This window comes from Niallia sp. M35 (assembly GCF_050971705.1).
In the GTDB taxonomy this organism is placed as follows: domain Bacteria; phylum Bacillota; class Bacilli; order Bacillales; family Cytobacillaceae; genus Niallia; species Niallia circulans_A.
In genome coordinates this window covers 52,519-76,799 of sequence record NZ_JBPCEP010000003.1, presented here as the reverse complement: position 1 = coordinate 76,799, position 24,281 = coordinate 52,519, and the positions used below count along the sequence as shown (strand labels likewise).

23 protein-coding genes are annotated in these 24,281 nt (G+C 33.0%); 6 read left to right on the top strand and 17 right to left on the bottom strand.

What is annotated here, in order from left to right:
* Positions 1-34 precede the first annotated feature (34 nt).
* Positions 35-820 (top strand): GNAT family N-acetyltransferase, encoded by a 786-nt coding sequence (locus NiCM35_RS04270; protein ID WP_095328732.1) that lies wholly within the window; start codon positions 35-37, stop codon positions 818-820.
* A gap of 243 nt (positions 821-1,063) precedes the next feature.
* Here the strand turns inward: NiCM35_RS04270 and NiCM35_RS04265 are convergent, their stop codons facing one another.
* The 7 genes from NiCM35_RS04265 to NiCM35_RS04235 all read right to left on the bottom strand — a co-directional run bounded on the left by NiCM35_RS04265 (position 1,064) and on the right by NiCM35_RS04235 (position 8,358).
* Entirely contained in the window at positions 1,064-1,627 is a 564-nt protein-coding gene (locus NiCM35_RS04265; RefSeq protein WP_095328731.1) for a hypothetical protein, read from the bottom strand.
* A gap of 134 nt (positions 1,628-1,761) precedes the next feature.
* Positions 1,762-2,469: an SGNH/GDSL hydrolase family protein gene (locus NiCM35_RS04260; protein ID WP_095328730.1), complete on the bottom strand. Its 708-nt coding sequence runs from the start codon at positions 2,467-2,469 to the stop codon at positions 1,762-1,764.
* A 173-nt stretch (positions 2,470-2,642) separates the two neighbouring features.
* The gene (locus NiCM35_RS04255; protein ID WP_123257658.1) at positions 2,643-4,262 is read right to left on the bottom strand and encodes an MDR family MFS transporter; all 1,620 of its coding nucleotides are present in this window, start codon (positions 4,260-4,262) and stop codon (positions 2,643-2,645) included.
* Positions 4,263-4,288: 26 nt separating this feature from the next.
* On the bottom strand, positions 4,289-4,708 hold the full coding sequence (locus NiCM35_RS04250; protein WP_123259437.1) for a MarR family winged helix-turn-helix transcriptional regulator: 420 nt from the start codon (positions 4,706-4,708) through the stop codon (positions 4,289-4,291).
* 713 nt (positions 4,709-5,421) lie between these two features.
* Positions 5,422-6,315 (bottom strand): DUF2268 domain-containing putative Zn-dependent protease, encoded by an 894-nt coding sequence (locus NiCM35_RS04245; protein WP_123257656.1) that lies wholly within the window; start codon positions 6,313-6,315, stop codon positions 5,422-5,424.
* Between the two features lie 496 nt (positions 6,316-6,811).
* The gene (locus NiCM35_RS04240) at positions 6,812-7,456 is read right to left on the bottom strand and encodes a GNAT family N-acetyltransferase (RefSeq protein ID WP_433778735.1); all 645 of its coding nucleotides are present in this window, start codon (positions 7,454-7,456) and stop codon (positions 6,812-6,814) included.
* A 32-nt stretch (positions 7,457-7,488) separates the two neighbouring features.
* Positions 7,489-8,358 (bottom strand): carbon-nitrogen hydrolase family protein, encoded by an 870-nt coding sequence (locus tag NiCM35_RS04235; protein ID WP_433778733.1) that lies wholly within the window; start codon positions 8,356-8,358, stop codon positions 7,489-7,491.
* Positions 8,359-8,642: 284 nt separating this feature from the next.
* Between NiCM35_RS04235 and NiCM35_RS04230 the strand changes: the two genes are divergently transcribed.
* Positions 8,643-8,804 carry a hypothetical protein gene (locus NiCM35_RS04230; protein ID WP_163186902.1) on the top strand — a complete coding sequence of 54 codons (162 nt, stop codon included), beginning with the start codon at positions 8,643-8,645 and terminating at the stop codon, positions 8,802-8,804.
* Positions 8,805-8,938: 134 nt separating this feature from the next.
* Here the strand turns inward: NiCM35_RS04230 and NiCM35_RS04225 are convergent, their stop codons facing one another.
* From NiCM35_RS04225 to NiCM35_RS04215, 3 genes are all read right to left on the bottom strand, one after another.
* Positions 8,939-10,027 carry an acyl-CoA dehydrogenase family protein gene (locus NiCM35_RS04225; RefSeq protein WP_371471412.1) on the bottom strand — a complete coding sequence of 363 codons (1,089 nt, stop codon included), beginning with the start codon at positions 10,025-10,027 and terminating at the stop codon, positions 8,939-8,941.
* Positions 10,028-10,189: 162 nt separating this feature from the next.
* Positions 10,190-11,197, bottom strand: a complete 1,008-nt coding sequence (locus NiCM35_RS04220; RefSeq protein ID WP_095328724.1) for a DUF3231 family protein — start codon at positions 11,195-11,197, stop codon at positions 10,190-10,192.
* Between the two features lie 61 nt (positions 11,198-11,258).
* A complete protein-coding gene (locus NiCM35_RS04215) occupies positions 11,259-12,686 on the bottom strand; it encodes a phospholipase D-like domain-containing protein (RefSeq protein ID WP_095328723.1) in 1,428 nt (475 codons plus the stop codon).
* Between the two features lie 160 nt (positions 12,687-12,846).
* Here NiCM35_RS04215 and plsY point away from each other — a divergent pair, with 160 nt between their 5' ends.
* The 4 genes from plsY to NiCM35_RS04195 all read left to right on the top strand — a co-directional run bounded on the left by plsY (position 12,847) and on the right by NiCM35_RS04195 (position 16,112).
* Positions 12,847-13,449 carry a glycerol-3-phosphate 1-O-acyltransferase PlsY gene (gene plsY / locus NiCM35_RS04210; protein ID WP_095328722.1) on the top strand — a complete coding sequence of 201 codons (603 nt, stop codon included), beginning with the start codon at positions 12,847-12,849 and terminating at the stop codon, positions 13,447-13,449.
* Positions 13,450-13,558: 109 nt separating this feature from the next.
* Positions 13,559-14,383, top strand: a complete 825-nt coding sequence (locus NiCM35_RS04205) for an ATP-binding protein (RefSeq protein WP_433778730.1) — start codon at positions 13,559-13,561, stop codon at positions 14,381-14,383.
* Positions 14,384-14,521: 138 nt separating this feature from the next.
* The gene (locus NiCM35_RS04200; RefSeq protein ID WP_433778728.1) at positions 14,522-15,670 is read left to right on the top strand and encodes a CapA family protein; all 1,149 of its coding nucleotides are present in this window, start codon (positions 14,522-14,524) and stop codon (positions 15,668-15,670) included.
* 151 nt (positions 15,671-15,821) lie between these two features.
* Complete coding sequence (locus NiCM35_RS04195; protein WP_095328719.1) at positions 15,822-16,112, top strand: HesB/YadR/YfhF family protein; 291 nt, start codon at positions 15,822-15,824, stop codon at positions 16,110-16,112.
* A 137-nt stretch (positions 16,113-16,249) separates the two neighbouring features.
* On the opposite strand, the gene NiCM35_RS04190 is transcribed toward NiCM35_RS04195, so the two are convergent.
* The 7 genes from NiCM35_RS04190 to NiCM35_RS04160 form a co-directional block, all read right to left on the bottom strand.
* Positions 16,250-16,540 carry a hypothetical protein gene (locus NiCM35_RS04190; protein ID WP_095328718.1) on the bottom strand — a complete coding sequence of 97 codons (291 nt, stop codon included), beginning with the start codon at positions 16,538-16,540 and terminating at the stop codon, positions 16,250-16,252.
* Positions 16,541-16,564: 24 nt separating this feature from the next.
* The gene (locus NiCM35_RS04185) at positions 16,565-17,011 is read right to left on the bottom strand and encodes an acyl-CoA thioesterase (protein WP_275068591.1); all 447 of its coding nucleotides are present in this window, start codon (positions 17,009-17,011) and stop codon (positions 16,565-16,567) included.
* Positions 17,012-17,634: 623 nt separating this feature from the next.
* On the bottom strand, positions 17,635-19,716 hold the full coding sequence (locus NiCM35_RS04180; protein ID WP_171509618.1) for a TerD family protein: 2,082 nt from the start codon (positions 19,714-19,716) through the stop codon (positions 17,635-17,637).
* A gap of 813 nt (positions 19,717-20,529) precedes the next feature.
* Positions 20,530-22,869 carry an AAA family ATPase gene (locus NiCM35_RS04175; RefSeq protein ID WP_095328541.1) on the bottom strand — a complete coding sequence of 780 codons (2,340 nt, stop codon included), beginning with the start codon at positions 22,867-22,869 and terminating at the stop codon, positions 20,530-20,532.
* A 238-nt stretch (positions 22,870-23,107) separates the two neighbouring features.
* Positions 23,108-23,251, bottom strand: coding sequence for an acid-soluble spore protein N (locus tag NiCM35_RS04170; RefSeq protein ID WP_433778725.1), 144 nt, complete (start codon positions 23,249-23,251; stop codon positions 23,108-23,110).
* 64 nt (positions 23,252-23,315) lie between these two features.
* Complete coding sequence (locus tag NiCM35_RS04165; protein WP_031540139.1) at positions 23,316-23,447, bottom strand: FbpB family small basic protein; 132 nt, start codon at positions 23,445-23,447, stop codon at positions 23,316-23,318.
* A 217-nt stretch (positions 23,448-23,664) separates the two neighbouring features.
* Complete coding sequence (locus NiCM35_RS04160; RefSeq protein WP_171509616.1) at positions 23,665-24,162, bottom strand: redoxin domain-containing protein; 498 nt, start codon at positions 24,160-24,162, stop codon at positions 23,665-23,667.
* Positions 24,163-24,281 lie beyond the last annotated feature (119 nt).

Sequence of the window (24,281 nt, the reverse complement as noted above, 5' to 3'; positions counted from 1 at the left end):
AACTATTTTCAGAAAGCAGAAAGAAGGTTATACAATGATTCGAGAACTTACAGAGCAAGATCATGCTGAGGTAATGAGATTTTTGCTTCAAGACCCTTCAATGAATCTTTTTATTATTGGCGATATTGAGGCATTCGGGTATCATTCTGCATTTCAAAAACTTTGGGGAGAATTCCATAGTGGAGAGATAAAAGCAGTACTTCTCAAATATTTTGAAAGCTATATATTTTACGCTGTCGATAAAGATCATTTTGATGTCCAAGCTTTTGCAGCTATAATGGAAACCAATACGAATCCAGTAACCTTATCAGGAAGAGCTGATTTAGTAGAAAAATTTGAAAAGCTTCCCTCTTTAAATTTAGGAAAGAAAAAAGTGACTTATTTTGCTCAATGCGGCAAAAAGCGAGAGATCAAACAAATAGATATGATCAAAAAGGCTACCCTTGATGATATTGATCGCATTGTCACATTACGGAATTCTATTGCTGAATTTACTACTACAGAAGATTCGAAAAATATGCTCAAGAAAGCGATCGAGTCTCAAACCGGGCGGACATATTTTCTGGAAAACGATAAAGGAGAAATTATATCAACGGTCTCCACTACGGCCGAAAATTCCCATTCAGCAATGATTGTCGGCGTCTGCACACATAAAGGCTACAGAAATAAAGGATTGGCAAGTAAGCTAATGACGGCTCTTGTTAATGATATATTAGACGACAAACAGTTTGTCTGCTTATTTTACGATAATCCTGACGCTGGTAAAATTTATAAAAAAATCGGCTTTGAAGATATTGGATTATGGACTATGTATCGCTAAATCCTTCCGATATTTCCCAAATGATTCCTAAGATATTTTCCACCTAACACGTATGAAACAATCTAGAAAACGAACTATTTCTAATATGAAACAAAATAAAAAGCCAAACAATTATACGAAGTTGTGTATAATTGTTTGGCTTTGTTATCCCTATTATAAATGAATGGTTGCAGCTAGCCTCTTTACCTTATCAAGGGACAATAACTGCGTCTATTTATCACTCATACTTCCCAATCGATTAACTTATTTAAGCAATAATTCTAAATCAGTAAAAAGAGAAATCATTTTCTGCAGTTGTCTCCATTCCTTTGATTGCATATTCACTAAATCGACCGTATAAGTCGAGGTTACAGTAACCAATCGGGCAGTACATTTAACTGTTTCAATTCCTAGCATTTCTTCTTCCCAATCCCACATTTTCAAGCGATATAATTCCATCCTTAAAGCATCAAACTCTTCCGGTTCAATTTTATTAAAAACCGGAGGAATCACAATTGGAAACTGACTCCATTCTTGAATTAAGTAGTTGCGAAGATCAAAATCGATATGAATACTGAAAGAATGTTCTTGATTTACTTTATATTCAACAATTAGTTTTGTAATTTCTTTTTCTGGGTGAATGGATACTATATCATCGTAAACCTCAAACAAGTCTTTTTTTCGAGAAAGTACAGACTTTATGGAGGACATAGAAATAGGTGTTTCTTCCTCTCCTAAATAACTATTTAATTCATTAAAAATAGCGGAAAGGGTTGTCGGTCCTTTTTGTTGCAAAACATCAATTATTTTTTCGTACAATGTGCTCATCTGAATTTCCTCCACTATTTAAATCTACCTATTGATGACTGCTTGTCCCATTATCTTATCGCAAATTCCAAAAATATTCCATACCTAGTGTGTATAAAAACTATTTCCACTATTTTCTTACAAAAAAAGATAAGTTACGATAATTGTTCGTGTTGTCTGCCGGTTAATCGATTCATCTCCTCAAAAATGAAATAACTCATTTTCTTGTAACCTTCAGCATTTAAATGAATTCCATCATCACTGATAAAATCAGCAATATTCCCAGCCTTTTTAAGAGCTGAGCGAACATCAATACTTGGAAGATTTAATTGCTCAATTAATTTGTTTAAATGAAAATTATATAAACCATGCCAATGCTCTATCCCACCACAGCAGCTAATCCAATGACTAATAGTTGTCCCATATCTTTCTGCAATTGATTTATAATATCTTACTGGATCAAGTGGTGGCAAAGTTAACAATATTGGCGTGATATTAGATTGCTTCATTTTTGTGACCATTTGAGCAATGTTTTCGATATATTGATTTATCGGAACAATCGGCTCATGATTACTATCAGGATCTTCGGCTACTTCTTGCCATTGAAAATTGCAATCATTCCCACCAACGTTTAATAAAACATAATTCGGCTCCTCAGAAAGAACATCCTTCTCTAGTCGCTTCAGTAATAAATCAGAATTGTCATTAAATACACCTTTATTTAAGACAATCGTATCATCCGAATTATTTAAGGCAAATAATTTTCCAAGCAAAGCGGGATAATTATCTTTAATAATTCTTATCCTACCTTTTACAAATGAGACACCTCTAGTTAGGCTATCTCCAAAACAGATAATTTTCATTTAACATCCCTACTTTTTTCATTCTATTACTATAACTTATTATAACAGAAAAAAGGTTGTGCGAGAAAATTTCAGCTTTTTCCAAAAATAGGTTGCAATTTGTGTTCTTGTCATGAAATAAGCAAACAAAAGGCTGTCTCCAAAAATTTGGAGACAGCCAAATCGCATTCGTATTAAGATTTTTGTCTATCTAAAACGATATTTTCTTCCTTCTTTTCTTCAGGAGCTGCTTGATTAGATGTTCTTAAAGGAATTTCTTTTAAGAAGAATACTAATAAAAAGGCAACAACTAATACGATGGTTCCAGTTAAGAATACCGTTGATAATGTATCTCCTAATGCATCTCTGATTCCTTGAATCATTTGTGCAAATATCGGTTGTACATCTGCGGGTAAATTTGCTTCTGTCTGTTCAAGTAATGGTTTATTCATCAATGCTTGTGGATTGGCGAAACCAACCATTTGCTCTGTTACTTTCGGATCTAATGTTGCTAAATCTTTCACTACTGGCGAGTTTTGCATCGTATCTTGCAAGTTTGTCTTTAGATTATTTGCCATAACGGTACCCATGACAGCAATACCAATTGTACCACCTAGATTACGGAATAATTGAGTGGAAGCAGTTACTACTCCCAATTCTTTATGGGAAACGGCATTTTGGGTAGCAATTGAAAATACCGGCATACCAATACCTAATCCCAAACCAAACACAATCATACTTAAAATCGCCATTGGTACACTATTCATAAAGATCATAATGGCCATACCAGCGATCATTGTTGGAACTCCGATTAATGCAAAACGTTTATATTTCCCTGTTTTTGAAATTAACTGACCGATAATGGTACTGGAGATAACCATAACAATAGACATCGGCATTGTTACATAACCAGCATAAGTAGGAGAAATCCCTAATACCCCTTGAACAAAGAAAGATAGATAAATCATGGCACCCATCATTCCAAAGTTCATAATAAAACCAATTATATTAGAAACAGTCACAATATTATTTTTGAATAGATGTAATGGTAAAATTGGATTTTTTGCTTTCTTTTCCACCAATACAAACACAATAGCAAAAACAATACTAGCTGCAATCAATCCGAGAATTTGTACAGATCCCCATGCATACTCTGTTCCTGCCCATGAAAAGGCCAATAATAATGGAACAATAGCAACAGTCATAAATAAAGATCCAATATAATCAATACTTTGTTTTCCGTTTCCTTCAACTTTAGGGAATAGTGCCATAATCATACCGAAAGCAATAATACCAATTGGTAAGAAAATCCAGAATAACCAGTGCCAATCTAAATGATCAACTAAGTAGCCTCCTAATAGAGGTCCTAGAACACTGGAGAAACCAAATACAGCTGTTAATAATCCCATCCATTTTCCACGTTCACGAGGCGGGAATAAGTCACCAACTGCTGTAAAAGCGGAAGATTGAATAATACCAGCACCTATCCCTTGGATACCACGGTAGGCAATAAATTGAAATACGTCATTGGAAGTACCTGTTAAGAAAGCACCAACCATAAATAATAATATCCCAATTAATAAAAACGGCTTACGTCCATACATATCGGATAGCTTGCCTACAAGAACTGTGGCAATTGTGGATGTAAGCATATAAATATTAATGGTCCATGTATAATAGTCCATCCCATCTAGGATAGAAATAATTTTCGGCATTGCAGTACTAACGATTGTTTGGTTAATCGCTGCAAAAAACATAGCTGCCATGATAGCTATCATAATTGACAGTTTTTTCTTGTGTGTTAAATGTTCCATTGCATTCTCTCTTTTCTTATAAAATTTTAGAAATTTTCGTTTAATAATTTAAAGATACGTTTTAAATGTTGAATATCTTCCTCTGTTAGCTTATGAAAGTGTTCCTTCATTTTATTCTGCTGCTCTTTTTTCATATTATTAACGATACTTCTTCCTTTATCGGTAATGGTAATATTGACCACTCTTCGATCAGTTTTTGATCGATCTTTTGTAATATAGTCTTCCGCCAATAGCTGATCGGTTATAGTTGTTACAGCAGCATTTGTAATGTGTACGCTTTTAGCAAGATCTGAAACATTTAGGGATCCTTCCTTATCTAAATGAAAAAGCAGTTTATATTGAGTAATATTTAAATCACTGCTATTTTTATTAAAATCACTAGTTATATTTTTAATAAAGTTGCCAAACATCGCTGCAACTTCAAAAAGCTCTTCGCCATTATGCACCTATCCCCCGTCCTTTCTAAAATTACTTAATAAATAAATGTTTAACTTCTTAATTATTAACCATTTAATAATATATAACTTAATTAATTACATGTCAATTATTTTTGTTTTATTGTTTTTTCCTCATTATATAAAAAAAGACTTTATCCCAGTTTATGCTGCTTTTTTCGTACAAGAAGCTTTTAAATTATAGAAATTAAACTCTATTATGGTAATCGGAAAAGAATATAAAAAGAGGGTTAAATCTAATGGCTTCAAATGTGTAATCTCGAACAACGTCTTGATTAAACGATTCAAAGAATCGGTAAAGGCTTTGTAATTAGCACTTGTACCTTATTATTGGTAATGAGGAGAGGATAATAAAGTATTCTCTCCTCAGATATTTATAATCAGATTTACTCTCCTTCCTATCAAGAATCTTAGAGCATATTGGTGATCATTATTTCATTTCCTTTATTGTATTGGTTATATTCAATAAAAATCATTTATGAATTGCTTAAACAAGAAAAGAGGGTGGGGCAAAAGGATTTTACACAAAGAAAAACCGAACTATAATACAATAAAACATTGTAATAGTTCGATTTTTTCATTGATTTATCCTTTTTATAGCTAAAAAACAAGTTCGTTCCATTGCGCTCCAGTAACCAAATGATTATTCAGCTTTAAGCATAGCCTTTTTAGTTTTGTCCCAGCCCCTCATATAAAAAAACGATTTAAGAAAACATTTCACAATTGTTTAGTATTTCCTCTGCACTAAGTAAGGTTGCTTCTCCTATCCCCACATTATTGGTTTTTATGAAGGACTGTACTGCATGATACCCAACTGCATATCCCGCAAACGGTGATAGGCCAACAGGTTGATATCCCTGTTCTATTGCAATGGTGTCACCAAACATATAACTGCTAACCTCCGCAAATCCCTTAACATTTAATGCATCTTTTATTACTTCGATTGAGTATTCTAAATCCTCTTTATGAAAAGAAGTAACCCAAGGACCTAAATGTTTTTCTCCGTATAACTCTTTTGCAAATGACTCTGCTAAACCTTCTATTATTAGGTAATCTCCAACCGTAACATTACCATGATCCCAATCAAAATAAGAGAAACGGAGATTATGATGAAATTCATGTGCAATGACAGCAGGGATTTTAGGTATATTATAAGAGTTGGGGAAAATTGCCACTTGAATAAACCCAGGAATTCCCCCAAAGCCACAATAACCTTTTTGTAATTCTAGCTTTTTAGGATCAGCTATATACATTCCAAATTTCAATTCATCAGTATTTAATTTTAAGTTGTTCTCTTGTATAAAATCAACACAGTGATTTAAGGTATCATATGCCGTTTGAAGTGCTTGAATCTTCTTTAGATTCTCTAACGCTATCTTTCCGATTTCGGTTTTCGTAACATCAAGATACCCAAGCATTTTTGTAGCCAATATTACGTCATATCCATTAGATTGATTAGCTTTTAAAGGAACATTAATAGTATTCCACATTTTTTCAAAAGGTTTCATCATGGAATACCGAAAGTAGTTTTCTTTTTCATCCTCCATAGAGAACAACTTTTCATATTGCTCGGTTGTATTTTCGATTACTATTTTCATTGCTACCACCTTTTTTGCTTATCTGAATACCATATTTATCAAAGTTTTTCGGTAAATCGTTAATATGGATTGTCTATCCATAAAGGGAACAGGATAGTATTTGGCAAGTTTTTCATTAAAAAAGTCATACCATTCTTTAATTTTACTTATATTTTTTTAGATTCGGGAGATAGATCACAAAGGGTGCAAGTTTATTGAAAATTATATCCCGCTTCAGCTACTCCTTTTACTCTCCTATCCATCTTTTTGTACCTCCTTCAACTGCTACTGTAAAGAATTACGCAACGTAAGTGTCAATAGTTAGAGGATATTTTTTATGAGATTTTCTATATGAATGGGGAAATTGTGACTATTATCCGATTAATGTTAGGTGTTTTCTTTTAAGTAGGAAATCTCAACCATAATCCGAATACCTTAAATAATAAAAAATGTCTCACTCGATCTTAAGAGGAGTAATCTATTCACTCCTCGAAGATCAAATAAGACATTCGCTGTTTTATATGTTTTGAAAGGGATTTTTCCATTCCATTAATACGGCATAATTTAAAGAATCTTCATCGTCCAAGTAGTTAGACAATATCGTTACTGGCGTTCTTCCGCATCGCAGTAAAAACGTTAGAACAGGGTCTTGCAATTTACCTGCCATCACATAGTCTAAATATTTTGCGGGAGAAAGTTTGTCGGCCACTTTTCTGTAACCTGGCATTCTTCCACCACCAAGCAATCGCTCTATGCCTAAGTGTATAACTAAATAATAGGCACTTTGTATTAGCACTTTACCTAAACCGAGCTTACGATATTTTGGCCGGATACTAATATCGACTACATATAAGGCATTTCCATTCTCATCATGTGTGGTAATATAGCCATTATCGGTTATTTTCCCCCATGTGTGCTGGGAATGTTCAGGATCATAAATTGTACGGAGACTTGTTAATGATCCAGCAAGTTCTCCCTCCACTTCCACACAGATTGCCCCTTGTGGGAAATAAGCAAGATGATTTGCTAATTGTTCATCGTTCCACCAGAGATCTTCTGGAAACGGGGCAGGAAAACATTCTGCTTGAATAGCCATTAGTTCGTTAAAATCCTTTTCTTGATAATTTCGGACCGTACATCGAATCGGTTTTTCCCTCATCATAAAGAAAAAACTCACTAAAGATCATGCAGTAATCATCCTTCCACAGTCGAATTCCAGTCTGGATAAAGATCTGTTCTTCTATCTCTCCATGTTGTGACAGAGCCTTTTTCTCTTACTTCATATAATAAGGAAAGATCTAAATCTGCTGTTACAATCATATCATTATTTAATTCCCCTTCAACGAGAATTCCTTGTGGGGGGAATGGGATATCATTAGGAGTAATGACTGCTGCCTGCCCAAAGTTGGCTCGCATAAAATCCACATTCGTTAAGCTTCCAATTGTTCCTGTTACAACTACATATACTTGATTTTCAATGGCTCTTGCATGACAAGTATAGCGAACACGATGAAAACCATGACGATCATCTGTACAAGAAGGACAAAAAATCACATCTGCTCCTGCTGCTTTTGCCATACGGACAATTTCTGGAAATTCAATATCATAACAAGTTAGAATGGCAATTTTTCCTTTCTCTGTATCAAAAATACGGAAGGAGTCTCCTTTTTCCATATTCCATTCATATTCCTCTGTAGGTGTGATATGAAGCTTTGCTTGTTCTTCTATTCTTCCATCTGGATAAAACAAATGCGCTACATTATATAATTTATCTTCTTTGCGAATGACATGAGTTCCACCGATAATATGCATTCCCGTTTGCACAGCAAATGATCTGAATAATTCCTGATATTGCTCCGTAAATCCTGGAAGCTCATTAATTGTTAAAGCGTTATTTTCATTTCCCATGGATAAAAGCTGTGTTGTAAAAAATTCAGGAAATAACACAAATTCTGCACCAAATTCAAGTGCTGTTCGAACATAATGCTCACATTGTTTAGCAAATTCTTCAAATGACTTAATGTTTTCTAATTTGTATTGTACGGCAGAAACTCTTATTTTCATCTTCCATCTCCCTTTATATGTTTATTTTATATCCTTATATAGGTAAAGCACTTTTTTATAAATGTGTTTAAAATTCTTAAAAACGATTATTCAAGATATGATTATGCGTTATTCTTCTATATTTTTCAATGGTTTCGCACTACTTTTTTATTGGAATTTACTATTATATTTATGTTCTTAAAAAGATAGATGTTCATATTATTTTATGATAGTCCATTGTTTTGATTTTCGAAAAAAAAGGAATAGAAATAGAAGTTATAAGCTTGCTGAAGGAGGGATTTTTATTGAGTATTTTCATTTTTGCATTCCTTGGTTTAATTTTGATAGAGGAATTGGTAGTGATTGGATTAAAAAGATACATAAATGGTGCGTTTAAAATAGAAAATTATTTTCTACGCCTTTATCAGACGTATAGAATAAAGGTTGACAGGAAAAAAGTTAGCTAAACATATGTTTGTGGTGGCTGGGATAGTAGTATTCCAGCCACCATCTATTTCCAAAACAAACATCCGTTGTTTCCTAATACGCTCGACTCCGATGATAGATAAGTTTTTTTCAAAAATTCCTTTTGAAATATTATTTAATATTCATTAATAGACTTTTGCGCCAGCTGATCAAGTGTCATATCATCCATTGGTGGGTTATGTAAGCCTGCGCGTACATCTCGGTAATAGCGTTGAAGCGGACTTTTTGCAGAAAGACTGCGGGCGCCGACGATGCGCATTGCCATATCTACCACTTCAATGGCAGTATTCGTGGCTACTAACTTAACAGCACTTAATTCTGGCTGCATATGGGATTGTTGCTCTTTATTTGCTTCATCCCATTTTTTACTTACAGAATATAGAAAGTGTTTAGCCGTTTGCATTTTTAACTCTATGTCTCCTATTTTAGATCTTACACTCGGAATATCGCTGATTGTTCCTTTAATACTATTTGGAGAATAGTTTTTCGCAAAAGTAACTGCTTCTTTTTGTGCAGCACCGGCGATTCCTAAATAACATGCCGGAATATGCAGAAGCCATGGATTGATTTTTTTTCGACTATCTAATTTTTCAACAAAATAACGAGCTGGAATTTCCACATTTTCAAAATAAACATCATTGCTTCCTGTTCCTCTTAAAGCAATGCTATCCCATGTGTTTTCAATACGAATGCCTCTGCACTCTTTAGGTATTAAGAAATTCCCTACATTATCTGTATCTTTTATGGATGCTGTTACAAGAAAATAATCTAAAACAGGAGACATTGTTGTAAAGGTTTTATGACCATTTATAACCCAATCCTCGCCCTTTTTTTCAGCGGTTGTATGAGGTTTTCCACCTCTAGTGGGACTACCAGTTTGCGGTTCTGTCGCAGCTCCATTTATTAAGGAGCCAGTTAATAATTTCTCATATATCTCTCTTAATGTATCTTTATTCCAATTTGCTTCTTGGATATTTCTTACGATTCCCATGTGCCAACCGATGGATAAAGCAGTAGACCCATCACCTTGGGCAATCACTTCTTGTAGTCTTACCATTTCATATAAAGAAATTTCTTGACCGCCAAACTCTTTTGGTATGGTTAAACTTGTGTAACCTGATTCCTGTAATTCTTTAACATTATCAAAAGGAAAAGATGCACTTTCATCTATTTCCTTTGCTCTTTCTGAGAATCCCCTGCTCATTTCCTTAAGTTTATTTATTTTTTGTGCTAAATCTTTTTCCAAACTGAAAAATCCAGTCACTATAGCGCCATCTCCCTTTAACAAGATCATCTATATGGTATATCATAGCACTATTTCTATATACTGATAAGTAAAATGCCATTCCCTTTAAATAGGAAAGAACTATTTTCTGTTTATTAAATTTTGACGATTCTCCATTGCTGGCGGCTCTTCTGTATATCCTTTTTCAGCCATTAACTCCGCCCCTTGTACTCCATAATCATAAATCTTCGCAATAAGAGGAATAAAGGTTGCTGACAAATCTTTGCGCAAGCTAAAGGTCGTACCAATGGCATTGCTGCCAAGTCCAAAACTACAAAATAAACTTATACAATAAAGCATTAATTTATCGGAAAATGGAGCAATCGTAGAAAGCGTTGGACTACCAACCCACCCTAATGGAACTTGTATATCATCATCCGTTAATTTCTTTGAAAGTTTCGCAATTATTTTTTTGGAAAGTTCTTTACCTTGTGTAAAGAATTTTTTTAACTCAGGATCTTTTGTTACTTGAGCGAATCCAGTTATTAATTGTTGCCCAATACTATTGCTTTCAATTGATTGATAGAGAAAAGAAACCTCTACCGTATTTAAAACTCTTTTATCACCTAATATGTTTGTACCTTTCAAATATTCCGTACTAACAACCACTTCTACTTGTTCAGGCATTGCGACTTGAGGCGGGCGGCTTAAGGCTCCTTTATCTATTAGCAGTTCAGTACATTCTTCATAACAATGCTGGGTTGTAACAGATAAATCTTGGTATAAACGAATTATATCCTTTCGATAAGATCTTGCTAAATGTAAAGCGTGTAGTCCCATGCCTATTTCTGCGAGCATTCTTACGATTTGCAAGGCGAAAGTTGGCTGAAATAAAGGCGGTGCTTGTTTATTCACATCTTGGTCAGAAAACCCATGCGGAATAATAGCTCCTTCCGCTGTCAATATTGCTTCAATTTTCTTTATTTCTTTTGCTAACTTGGTGAGATGACTTTCATAGAAGTTCTTCTCTTTCTTGTCTTCATTAACAGCATGGAAATATTCAACAAATCGAAGAAACATTGTTTTTTCTTGATAAGTCATCCATAATGTTGCAAGCTCTGATGAGGTTAATATATCTTTTTTATTCATTATCTTTCCCTCCGTTTCCGTAATATTAGTATTTGAAAAGGATCAGAAATTATTAATTAACTTAATAAGTCGTAAAGCCTAGCATCCTTTGCAAACGATAAATAATATAGCGAAAAATGGGGAAGTTTTTTTGCCTATCAACTTCTTTTGTAAAATCAGCCTGCTCATTTTCCCATAATTTTTGGAAATACCTCTTTGTATCTCTCATAATTTTTTCTTTTTGTCTCGCGATAATTTTTATATCTGTCTCCAAATTAAAGTCATAAAGATTTCTTTGCGTAAGATTGGCTGAGCCGCTTATAATGGTGCTTTCTCTAGCTTTCAATCTTTCTATATATAAGAGTTTCGGGTGAAATTGCTCTTTTCCTGCGTTATACCATTTAATGTGAATGTTGTTTGCGGCTTTTGCTTTTCTTAGTTCAGCTACAACGGGGATATTGGGTAAGCCAGTTTTTTTATTGCCAAATGCATTTTGATTTGGGTCTAATATTATATATATCTTTACATCTCTTTTGGCAGCTGCCTTTATTTCCTTGATTACTTTTTGATCTGCTAAATAGAGCATGCCAATCCAAATAACTTCACTTTTTTGGGTATTTTTAATTTCTTGTAGTATATGCTTACCAATTTTTCCTTCTGTTAATAATTGAATTTTCACATTAGTATTTTTTGTTTCAGCTTGTTCTTTTATTCTCGGCAAATCAATCGGTTCACTTAATCTTGCTGCACTCTCCTCACTTTTCAGCAATTCGTTAAGGATATTCCCATGCAATTTAAAGGCAACATTTGAATGATAACCGCTTGCATTATGAATATTACCACTCGAGATAATTGCTGTATTTTCAGTAATCATAACTTTACGATGATTTGCTTTTATGTTTAGTAACTCTAAATAGGATATAGCTGAAACTTTTGGAGCGCTTTTTGCAAGAAAATTTGGCAGATGTCCATTTCCTCTTGTTTTTACCCACTGTCCAAACATACGCCAAAAGCCAGAGTAAAGTGGATTAGAATCTCGCAAATCGTTCAGCTCAGTTTCAATCACTTTCACTCCGTTTTCTTTTAATTGTTTAAATTCTTCCGACGGATACGAATCGTACACAGTATTAATTTTATCCGTTATAAAAATAATATTTATCATTGGGTTTTCTTGCTTTTTCTTAATTAACGCTTCTGTAAATTTTTCTACTATCTTTGGATATTGTTGGTCTTCATTTGTATCATTATTAAATAAAAACATATCAATTATGATAAATTCATTTGCCTTCTCTACTTCCTTTAACATAGAATTAATTATTTCATGTTGAACCATTCTGTTTTTTTTATTGTTTTTGTAGGTTATATCTATTAATAGTTCAACATCCTTTACCTGATGAATAACACCTTCTATAGACAACCCTTTAGGCAGTGGCTTTTTCAAATGATGATAAATGGTACCACTATAAAACATGATAAAAATAATAAATAGAAGAAAGAATATTCGTTTCATCTCTTCCCCTCTTCTCACCAAATTTCAGCTTGTATTCCTTTAGTTTTTACCTTTAATGGCAAGATATATAGATTATTTTTTTGAAAAAATGATGAGTTTTAGCAATTACATGGTACAATATAAAGGCAAATAGTATACATACGTGAAGGAGAATACGAAATTGATTATTGGACTTTTAATTATACTCGCTTATTTAATTGGATCTATTCCTTCTGGACTAATAATAGGCAAATCCTTTTACAATATAGATATACGAGAACATGGCAGTGGAAATTTAGGTGGTACAAATACATTTCGCGTTCTTGGAAAAAAAGCAGGCTTTGCTGTTACAATCTCCGATATACTGAAAGGAACGATTGCAACAGTCCTTCCACTGTTGGTCACACTTATTTGGAATGTGGAAATGGATATAAATCCACTTATAATTGGAGTATTTGCTGTTATTGGCCATATGTATCCCATTTTCGCAGGTTTTAAGGGAGGAAAAGCAGTTGCTACTTCAGCAGGAATTCTTCTTGGACACGAACCTATCTTATTCCTGATTATTGTTGCGGTCTTTTTTATTTCCCTCTATTTATCAAAATATGTTTCGCTGTCCTCTATGGTTGCTGGTTTGGCAGGTTTAATATATTCCTTTATTCTATGGGAAGATAAATTACTCATTATCATCTTGGCGATTCTTACTATTTTTGTTGTCTATAGACATCGAGCGAATATTAAAAGAATTATTAATAAAACAGAGCCAAAAGTAAACTGGTTATAAGAAAAAAAGACCGATTATGGTCTTTTTTTCTTGGTCGAATATTTATTTGACATAAAATGATTTATTTCGTCATACCTTTTACTATAATTGTTAAAGGAGCGAATGCGAAATGACCTTACCAACTACATCTTTTCATGAACCTGAGGCAACTTTTCAATGTTTTATCAATAAATGGAAGCGTGTGGAGGCAAAGCTGCAAGAACAATCAGCAACCATGGAAGCACTAACTGATAGTTTGCAATCACTGTCCCTTTCCACCACTTACAGTGAAAATATCGCTAAAATGGTTACTAGTATTACACATGAAGTGCGTAATCCATTAACTACTGTAAGTGGCTTCCTTCAATTAATAAAGCAAACAAATAATGTCGAACTTATTCACCAGTACACTGCTATCGCTCTGGGAGAATTAGCACGAGCAAATGAGCTAATCACAAACTTTTTAACACTTTCGAAAACACAAGGAGACGATATTACTCCATTATCTATAAACGAATTACTCCTAAATTTAATACCTATTTTTAAATGTGAAGCTAATTTAAAAGACATAAATCTAATAACGAAATTTTCTAGAGATGAACTTTTATGTAAAGGCACTAAACACCATTTCACACAGGTGTTTGTTAATATAGTGAAAAATGCTTTTGAAGCTACAGAAGCAAATCTTTCATCTGTTCCAAAAGAAGTAGCAATTGTCACAAGAAAACAAAAAAATCAATTAGTTATTGAGATTAAAGACAATGGCTGCGGAATACCGAAAGCACAATTAAACAACTTATTTACACCACTGCAAACAACTAAAAAAAACGGAACAGGCATAGGACTATATGTATGTAAACAACTAATTGAGAAATATGATGGAAAGATGAAAGTCTGGAGTTTACAGGACAAAGGTACAACTATGAGTATCTGTTTTCCGTTGTATATTTCTTAAAGAAAATATGAAACAAAAAAGTTACTGTTAGCCTATTTTATGTAAAAATCCCCTATTTTCCTTACAAACTAGTATTTTTTTGTTATGCTATTAATTGTAAAGAAACAAATAAAATTTAGATTAGTAAAGAGGCTAGTTATGCAGAAAAAAACATATCTACTATTCGTTTTCATCCTTCTTCTTTTTGGTATAATCGGCATAATACTTATAAATACAATCGACAACTCCTCTTCTACCTATAAAGAAGTACGTTCTAATTCAGGGAGAGACAAAGGAAATTTAGCAAAAGAAGAATCCAGCGAAATAACATTAGCTGCTATCGGCGATATTTTAATCCATGATCGTGTCTACAATGACGCACGAGAAGGAAATCGGTTTAATTTTGATAAAATGCTAGATAATATAGCAAGTGAATTAAAAAAACCTGATTTGCTAATAGCAAATCAAGAAACAATTGTTGCCGGAGAATCGATTGGTTTATCCGGATATCCTGCTTTCAATAGCCCTCATGAAATTGCCGATAGTTTAAAAAAAGCAGGCATCGATATTGTCACAACGGCTAATAATCATGCCCTCGATCGAGGAGTTGATGCACAAAAGCTCTCCCTTGATTATTTAAATCAAATTGGTCTCCCTCATGTTGGAACCTACTTATCTAAGGATGAGCAAGATAAAGTCGTTGTCTTAGAGAAAAAGGGCATTAAAGTTGCTTATTTAGCCTATACTTATGGGTTAAATGGAATCCCTATTCCTGAAGGAAAAGAGTATATTGTAAATATCTTGGATAAAAAAAGAATGAGCAATGAAATCCAAAAAGCAAAAAAAGAAGCAGATGTTGTCGTGATGATGATTCATTGGGGAAACGAATATCAACGGTTCCCATCTAATGAGCAAAAAGAATTGGCACAATTTTTTGTAGATGAAGGTGTGCATATTATATTCGGCAGTCATCCACATGTTTTGCAGCCAATCGAGTGGGTAAAAGGTCATAATGGACATAAAGGATTAGTAGTCTATTCATTAGGAAACTTTTTATCTGGTCAGGACGAAGAGTATCGGGATATTGGTGGAATGGTAACTGTTACAGTCAAGAAAAAGCAATTAGGAAAGCAGACATCTATTACGATGGAAGCACCTTCTTTCTATCCCACTTTTGTTTCTAGTAAGGCTGAAAAAGATTATAAAATGTATCCATTGCAAGATTCACAGCATGCAATCAATAAATACAGTCCTTCTATTTATAAAGAAATCATGGAGCATATGCAAAAAGAGGGACAGGCAGACTAAAATAAAACTTGCAGCTCTTTACAAACATTTTAAAATAATCTTAAATTCAAATATTAGATAATTCTCGTCCATTCCTTTATAATGAACATATAATTAGAATAGAATTAAAATGCTTCCAATGGTCGAAGCAAAATTCATAAGAGGTGTTAATATGAAAATTGTAATTAGTGATAAAGCAGCTGAATGGTATAAAGATGAAATGATGTTAAAAGACGGTGACTATGTACGCTTCTTTGCACGTTATGGTGGATGCAGTACTGTTCAGCAAGGATTTTCATTAGGAATCTCTAATGAGCAGCCGGTTAACATTGGAGTAGAAACAGAAAAAGATGGTATCCATTACTATATCGAAGAAAAGGATTTATGGTATTTTGATGATCATGATCTATTTGCAGATTTCAATGAAGTTGCAAATGAACCAGAATACCGTCATGCTCATTAAGCACTATTATTGTTTAGTGGTACGAATGTTAAAAAACAGTGAGATACATCTAGTGTCTCACTGTTTTTTTATAATAACATTTTTTCTAGCTTTATCTCGATCAAGTGTAAAAAAAGTTACCTTCCAATACCTAATCTCTATCGTAAAGGTTGGTCAATCCCTTCCTCTTTTAAAATCTTCTTTTGAGTATCGCCTAATAGGTCAAAATGGGAATAGCCGTCATGACGATAATGTATCCATTCCTCTTTTAAGCCATATTTCTTTCCCCAGGTTTTTAATTTCTCTAGATCCGCACAGCCAACTTTCGTAACAGTCTTACAGCCTGGAAAACGATCATCCAGCCAATAATGAGTTAAAAAAGCAATTTCTCCATTATCAATTTTTCTTTTCCATTCTCTTAGTTCGCTTTTCTTCAAACCAAAGGCCATATCGGCAACTCCCTTTTGCTATCCTTACTTGTCAGAAGGTTGCTTTTTAATTTCTTCATATTTATTAAACCATTCTGGAAACATCTTTTTAAACGATTTAGGACGAAATGTTTCTTTTGAAACGATAATATGCGTAGTAGTTCCCTCTACGCAAACTTCTTCGTCCTGATTAATTATCTGATATCCATAAACTGTTTTTATGCCATCGTTTGTTTCTACCCAGGTTTTCACCTTTGCCTGATCTCCATAGCGTAATGGCTTTTTATATTGGGCATACACATCATAAACAGGTGCAAAATACCCCTTGTTCTCCATTTCTAAATAGCTATACCCAAGATCTTCAATTAAACCAGTTCTTCCTCGTTCAAAAAATTTAAGATAATTCGCATGATAAATAACCCCCATCATATCGGTATCAGCATAATACAATTCAATATCCCTAGAACTCACATATACCACGGTTTCTAGCACTTCCTTTTCTCAACTTTTTATAAAATAATCACCATTTTTATCACTCTGTGATAACGTTAAATTTCTTAACTGCATCAGATATGGCAATTGATGCATTATATGACCATAGGTTCTTAAAAAGATTTTTATTGTCCAACATTATATATAAGCTGTTTAATTTAATAACTCTTTCACCTAGTCTCATAAATTCATCAACTAAATTACTTATAATAGAGACTTACACTTTCTCTTTTTTATTTATTCAACAAATTCTTTTAATACAGTCATAATATTACTCATTTTATGTATGTAAATATGGTATCAACTAGAATTTAATTTTTCATTAGAAAGCATCTTAAGTAGTCCAATTCCCTGGTTATTACTGCTTCAAAACAGAAAAGACCAATGAATATTATCCATAATACTACATCTTTTAAATAAATCCAATCGCAATATAGTAAATAAAAGGTCAGGGCTATTATCACCCTAACCTTTATAAAGGAAATTGTCATATCTAATTCATTCACACAGATTGTAGTTTGAAGGAAGATATAACATAGCCTTAATTAAACAATCGGGGAATTTGCTCATCTAATTCAGGAAGATGGATATAGAAGGAAGACAAGCAATAGCCCAATTTTAACTTATAAATATTGTGACACAATTACATCCTGGTCAAAAGGAGTAACACCTTGATTTATAGAAAATACAATATCTGCCTCTTCTATATTATCACATTTTTCCCCTCTTGCCTTAATATTCAATTCTATTAACTCATAAAGATTAGGTTTAATTAAAGTAGTCATTGCTTTACCCATTAATACCATACCTATTTTATTACCTTCCACATTATTGTAATAATCAGGATTGTTTCTAAGTGCTATATCTGTCCATATCACTTTGTTTTCATGAAGATCGATTATCATAGGTATACTTACTCTAGCTTCAGAAGTTACATCCATTCTGTTCTCGACTGTTTTAGGTTCGTAAATTTCTCCAGAATTTGGATTTTTCCTGCTCATCCATCCCATAAAACATTCGGGTAACTCACTAAAAGTTTGACCTGTAAAGGATTGGATTGAAAGCACTATATATCTTCCTCCAAATTTTCTAACAGATTCAATTTCTAAATCGATAAATTCACTTGCTCCATGAGGAGCTGAAGTAATATCACCACTATGAAAAGCTTTATACTTTGATGATCTCAGATTTGTATAGGACACATGCTCTAAGTAATCCCAATTATCATCATACATTACTGCAGACAAATCTATATCGGCTCTATCCAAATTATTTTCTTTCCAATAAATAAAGGAGCGAATAGTACTGGTTGAATCGCTTATATCTAATTTTGAACCTCTTACTACTGATTTAAGTGACTTACTTGCTGAACGTTGCGAAAAAGGCACAAGATAATTTTTTAATGATTCATCTAGATAAACCTTACCAAGATAGTCCCTTTTCTTATATTCATTTACTAAACTATTTTCGCAGATTTGTACTATGCTATTGCATATATTCTCCTCAATCTCAGGAAGGTTATTATCAATGACAAATAATTTAGCAACATTACCTTTAGGGAAAAATGTTCTTTTCTCTTTTTGATTATTTCTATTTTTAAAGTGCTCCCTAACTTGCAATAGCACTGTAGTTTCAACACTATCCGCCACATTTTTAAATTCATTTAGTATTACATTTGGGTTAGTATGCAATCTTATTAAATGATCTAATTTACGTGCGAATTCCCCTGGTCTTTTCACTAATAAAGATAATGCTTGATCCATTCTATTATTTTCTAGCGCATTAGTTAACACACCATTAAAAGTTTGAATTGGTTGATTATTTCTCAGCTTAGTAAAAGCCTCTTTTACTTTTTCATATCTTTTAAATTCTGTAGGATGTAATCTTTCACCTAATCTAATCCATCTATTCTTATATCGTTTCATATCCTCTTCAATATTAGAACAATTTTCTAATAAGGACATTAATAAACGTCTTTCCTTACGTTTGAAACTTTTAAACTTTGTATTAGTTGCTAAACTAATATCGCCTTCTGACATAGCAACGGCAATTCTTAATACATCAGTAGCTGTCTTTACATAATCAAATAATACAGAAGTATTTATGTTATTATGCAGTAACAATATAGATAACAAAGCTACATTTTCTTTTGAAGGTATTTCTTTAGGTAAGATATTGTTAACTTTGTCAGGATATTCATTGAAAAACCAACTTAAATCCTCTTTATCAGTTTCAGAAATAGAAGTTTTAGAAGATAATAGATTTATAAAAATACTTTCAAATTCTTCCTCGGTACCCGTCTCTATTACTTTCTTGGTTGTTATATCATATAATGGTAATCTCTCTTCTTTGTTATAATTAGGAAGTAATGATCCAAAAGACCAGTAATGAAAAATAGCATTAATGAATAATTCTGAGGCATCTGCATCCATTACTTGGTGGGGAAAATTAGGATACATTGGATTGTATTGTTTGTTTGCTCCTACTAACTCTTTTAAATTTTTAACTAAAGCAATGTAGAAACTATTTAATTGACTTATGGAATATGTATATAGGATTTCAATAATATCATTTGATAATGTAAATCCCAAATTATCAATGTTTAATAATATTGTCGCAATGTATTTTTTCTGTGGAGTTTTTTCATTACCTTTATTCAATAGTAATTTGTTTTTTCTTCTTAGGTAAACATCATTTATAACCATTTAATCACTCCAATTGAAAATATTCCCTAAACCATACTTCTTTTAGTTTTACACTTCATTTTCACTCTGTTTCTATCGTACTATATCCATAATTTTCTTGCAGGCTCTGTAGGTTTGTATTTGTTTTACTTTTTGTTGTAAATTCTATAAAAAGTACCAACAGATAATAAAATTTAGCAAGTGTCGTATTATCTAATATATACCTTTAAACTCATCAAGTTCGATTTTAATTCTGTTTCTTTTAAGTCTATGGCTAAGGAGTTCTAGGATTAGGATGAGGATTCCTTATGTTTATTTCCTAATAATGCAAGTGCTAATATAAGTTATTTATTTTTTCTCTTTCAGCCTCAGTTTTTTTTATACTTATAGGCAACAAATTCTTGCGCACGATTTCTAATGTTTAGTATATCGTTTATTTTTCTTTATTCACTTTCAAAAATCCCCCCCTTCTAACCTCTCCCTCCTACACTTACAACTAGGTCTCTTCTGGCAACTAAAATTGCATCATTAAACAAATGATGTATATTTTTTACCACTTGTTGTCACGGTGATTATCTTGGATTGACTATAATCACCGCAATTTGTTAATTACAAGAAAATTCAGGATAAGTTAGGAAAAATCAGCAAGTTAAAAAACAAATAAAAAACTCCAATAAATCCCTATATATCAAGATTTATGCTCTAATTCAACATTTGAAGCTTGACTTTTTTAGCAATTGTTTAACGAGCACCCTATCATATCGATATCAACATAATCCATTTCAATATCCCTTATTGAGAGAAAGTAATTGTCCATCTGTATTCGTCACCAGCCTATTCGTCGATTCTCCTTTTCTCTTTTAGTACACTTTCAATATCCTCAGCAGTTATCGTAGAAACATCTGCATCTATTCCTTGTTCTAATTGCTCAGATAGTCGTAAAGCCTGTAATTGAACTGCTTCATCGATTAAATTAGTTGCAAATCGTCCATTTCCATCCGTAGATACTGTCGGCAGCATATTTTGCAGTAATTGGATTGCATCTGTTGATAATAAATAATCGTATTTATCTGCATATAACTTCATGATTTCAACCAATTCTGCTGCAGAATAATCTTCAAAATGGATAAATTTTTTAAACCTTGAAGTTAATCCTGGGTTGCTTTGTAATAGAGTATTGGTTTCATTCGGATATCCTGCAAGAATAACAACTAAATTCTCATTATGCTTTGTCATTTCCATGACTAATGTATCAACAACCTCTTTCCCAAAATCCTGACCACTATTTCCTAACAATGAATAAGCTTCATCGATAAATAGCACCCCGCCAAGGGCTTCTCTTATTTTTTTTCTTGTCTTAATAGCTGATTGGCCAACATAGCCGGCGACAAAATCTGCCCTGCTTGTAACAACTAAGTGACCTCTTTTTAATATTCCGCAATCCTTAAGAAACTGGGCGTATAGTTTAGCTACCGTAGTTTTTCCGGTACCTGGATTTCCCGTAAAGACAGCATGCAGTTGAATAGGCAGATTCTTTTTGGCTTTAGTCTGTCTCAATTGCTGCACCTTAACAAGCGCAATAATTTTTTTTATTTCATCTTTTACTTTTGCTAATCCAATCAATTTATTAAGCTCTTTTGCAGGATCAAGTTGTTTGTCATCTTCTTCACAAACAAAATCAGCCTCTTGCAATAGAGTATATTTAAATATTTCTTGTTCGTTTGCTTTGCGAGAACCTTTGCTAAATATTGCATCCAGCACAATATTGCGAACAGCTCGAGCATTTCCGAAGCTCTCATCTACCTGTTCTCTCTCAAGCCTTTTTAGCAATGCTTTTTTTCCGTCCTCAGTCATGACATAGTCATTCGCTGAAGCAATTCTTTCTCCTATCACCAATAATTCCGTTGGTGTATAATCTGGCAAATGAATCATATTAGAAGCAGGAAAGCGACTTCTTAAACCATGGTTTCCGTCTAAAAATTGACGCATTTCTTCAGGATATCCTGCTAAAATGACAGCAAATTTACCACCAAATTCTGAACCTGTCATTAAAGATACAAGAGTATCTATTGCCGTTTGACCATAATCATTTCCAGACTGTCCTTCTCTTTTTAGGCTATAGGCTTCATCGATAAATAAGACACCGCCAACCGCTTGTTTTACCACAGAACGGACATTTTCCTCTGTTTGTCCCATAAAGCCGCCGATTAATTGAGACCGATCTGTCTCCACAACTTCAGCGCTTGGCAATACGCCCAATTCATGATAAATCTTTGCCATCAATCTTGCCAAAGTAGTTTTCCCAGTACCTGGATTTCCTGTAAATATCATATTTAAGCTTAATTCATCTTGAATATTATAGCCTAGCTTTTTCCGAGACTTTTGATAATGTAAAAATTGATAAAAATCATAAACTCTTTTTTTTACAGCATCCAATCCTACCATTTGCTCTAGTTCCTCTAAAGAGGAAAGAGACTTATTATCTTCCTCTACATCTTCTACAAAAAGGCTTGTCCATTCATCCTTTAATTCAGTCAATTCTTCAATTAATTCTTTTACACTCTCATAATAAATCGATGTGTGAAACACGCCGCTAATAGACTCTTCATATTCTTCTGCTGATTTTAATAACTGAGACGTTTTCTCCATTACCTTTTGTAATAATTCTTCAATTGCTTCATATTTTGCAACAGCATCCCTATTTTCATATAGGGATGCATTTTTCTTCTGATTTTGCAGATGGGTAGCTTCCTCATCCATCTGTTCTAAAAACGAGCGGCAATTATTAATATATTGCTCAGCAATTTTTCGTTTGGCGGTCCGATTATCCGTTTCGCGAATATTAGGAAAAACCAGTGAATCCAGTAAGCCGCTGAAATTTTTCCAATCGAATTGGGAAAGGTATTTTAGAGCTGTTTTATTCTCTTCATCCAGCTCAATCGCTTTATTCAACCAGGCAACCGCTATCGTATCTTCTTTATCGGTGTACATTCTTGATAAAGCAGCAATCGTTAATAACTGAGAGATTTCTTTTCCATTCTCACCCTCAGTTAATTTTTGTATTTCATCTAAAATCTTCTTTTCATCTTGCACAAATCCATGTTCTTCAAATTCCTTTTCTATCAGAAAAATTTCTGGATATTTTCTATTTGTAATTATTTTCTCGTTATTCAATATATTCACATCTCTTAATAAATTTAATTCCTTATTAATACTAACATATTCCTTCTTTTTCGTTAATGATTATGTACTTTTCACACTGTGAATATCTGATAACCATAATATATGCAGGATGCAAATTGCTATCCTTGAAAAATGTGTAACTCAATCATAGAAGGCAAAAAAAGCAATAGCCTCAATTAGAAAAGAAGCCATTGCTTTTTATTCATCTTCCTTTATTCGATAGGAAGGATTATTCGCCCTTTGTTTGTATTACTTGAGCATGTTGTCCTGATTTGTCCTGCATTTGCTTTCCTTTGTTCCCACCAAAGCTTCTAGATTTAGATCCGATATGACTTGGAACAAAGTGTTTGCTGTCTTTTTTAGGATTACTCATCAAATCAACTCCTTCAACTATAGTTTGTACAAAAGAACAAGCAGAATTGATGGTAATTTCTTCATTAACGTGCTTTTTTCAAATGTTTTCTTTCTAACCGTTCTTCTATTTTTTCAATCGCTTCTCGATCCTTTAATAACTGCATTTTATTTTCTAATACGAGTTCTTGAAATGAACGTTTACGAGGTTTTCTCATCTTCATTCTCCTTTAATAAGTATTTTGTATTCACATATTTCCCAAAAAGTTAGATAATTATTACAATAAAAAGAAATAATCTTTAAATCTATTTGAAAAGTTTGTTTTTTCAGAAAATAAACAAGGTGTGCACTCCTTTGCTACATTTGTAATTATAGTATAGGTTGCTCCCTTTGTAAACCGCTTACATTGTTAATTTTTTGTGAACTTTACTCTGTTAATCTTGTGTCATTTTCATCATTTGTTGAAGTGTTAACATACTGAAACCCTTATTAATAATGATTCCCTCTTCATTAAGAAAAAACGTTGTGGGAATACTAAGAATGTGATATTGATTTGAAACCATATCGTTATTATCTATTAAGACAGGGAATGTTAAATTTCTTTCCTTTACAAACTGTCTAACTCCTCTTTCATTTCCACCATCCACATTAACCGCGAGAACAACCCAATGATCTTGCATTTTTTTAGAAAAAGTTTCTATATCAAGCATCTCTTTTTTACAAGGTGGACACCAAGTTGCCCAAAAATTTATCATGACAGATTTTCCTCTATAATCAGACAACCGCACTGTCTTTCCATTTAAATCGTTCAGTTTAAAATCTGGCGCTTCCTCACCAATATTTAAACCTGTTTTTGCTTCTACATTAGTGGACATAATAAGGAAAAAGCTAGAAAAAAACAGAAAGATAAATATTGTTTTTTTTAGTGACATATGCCCTCCTCCTCTTATTTGGTAAAGTATTTTTCTAAGTTCTACTGTTAACCTTCTTATAGATTAACCAATTAATTTATAATTATTAAATTGAGTGCGTAAAATTTGTTGAATTTTTA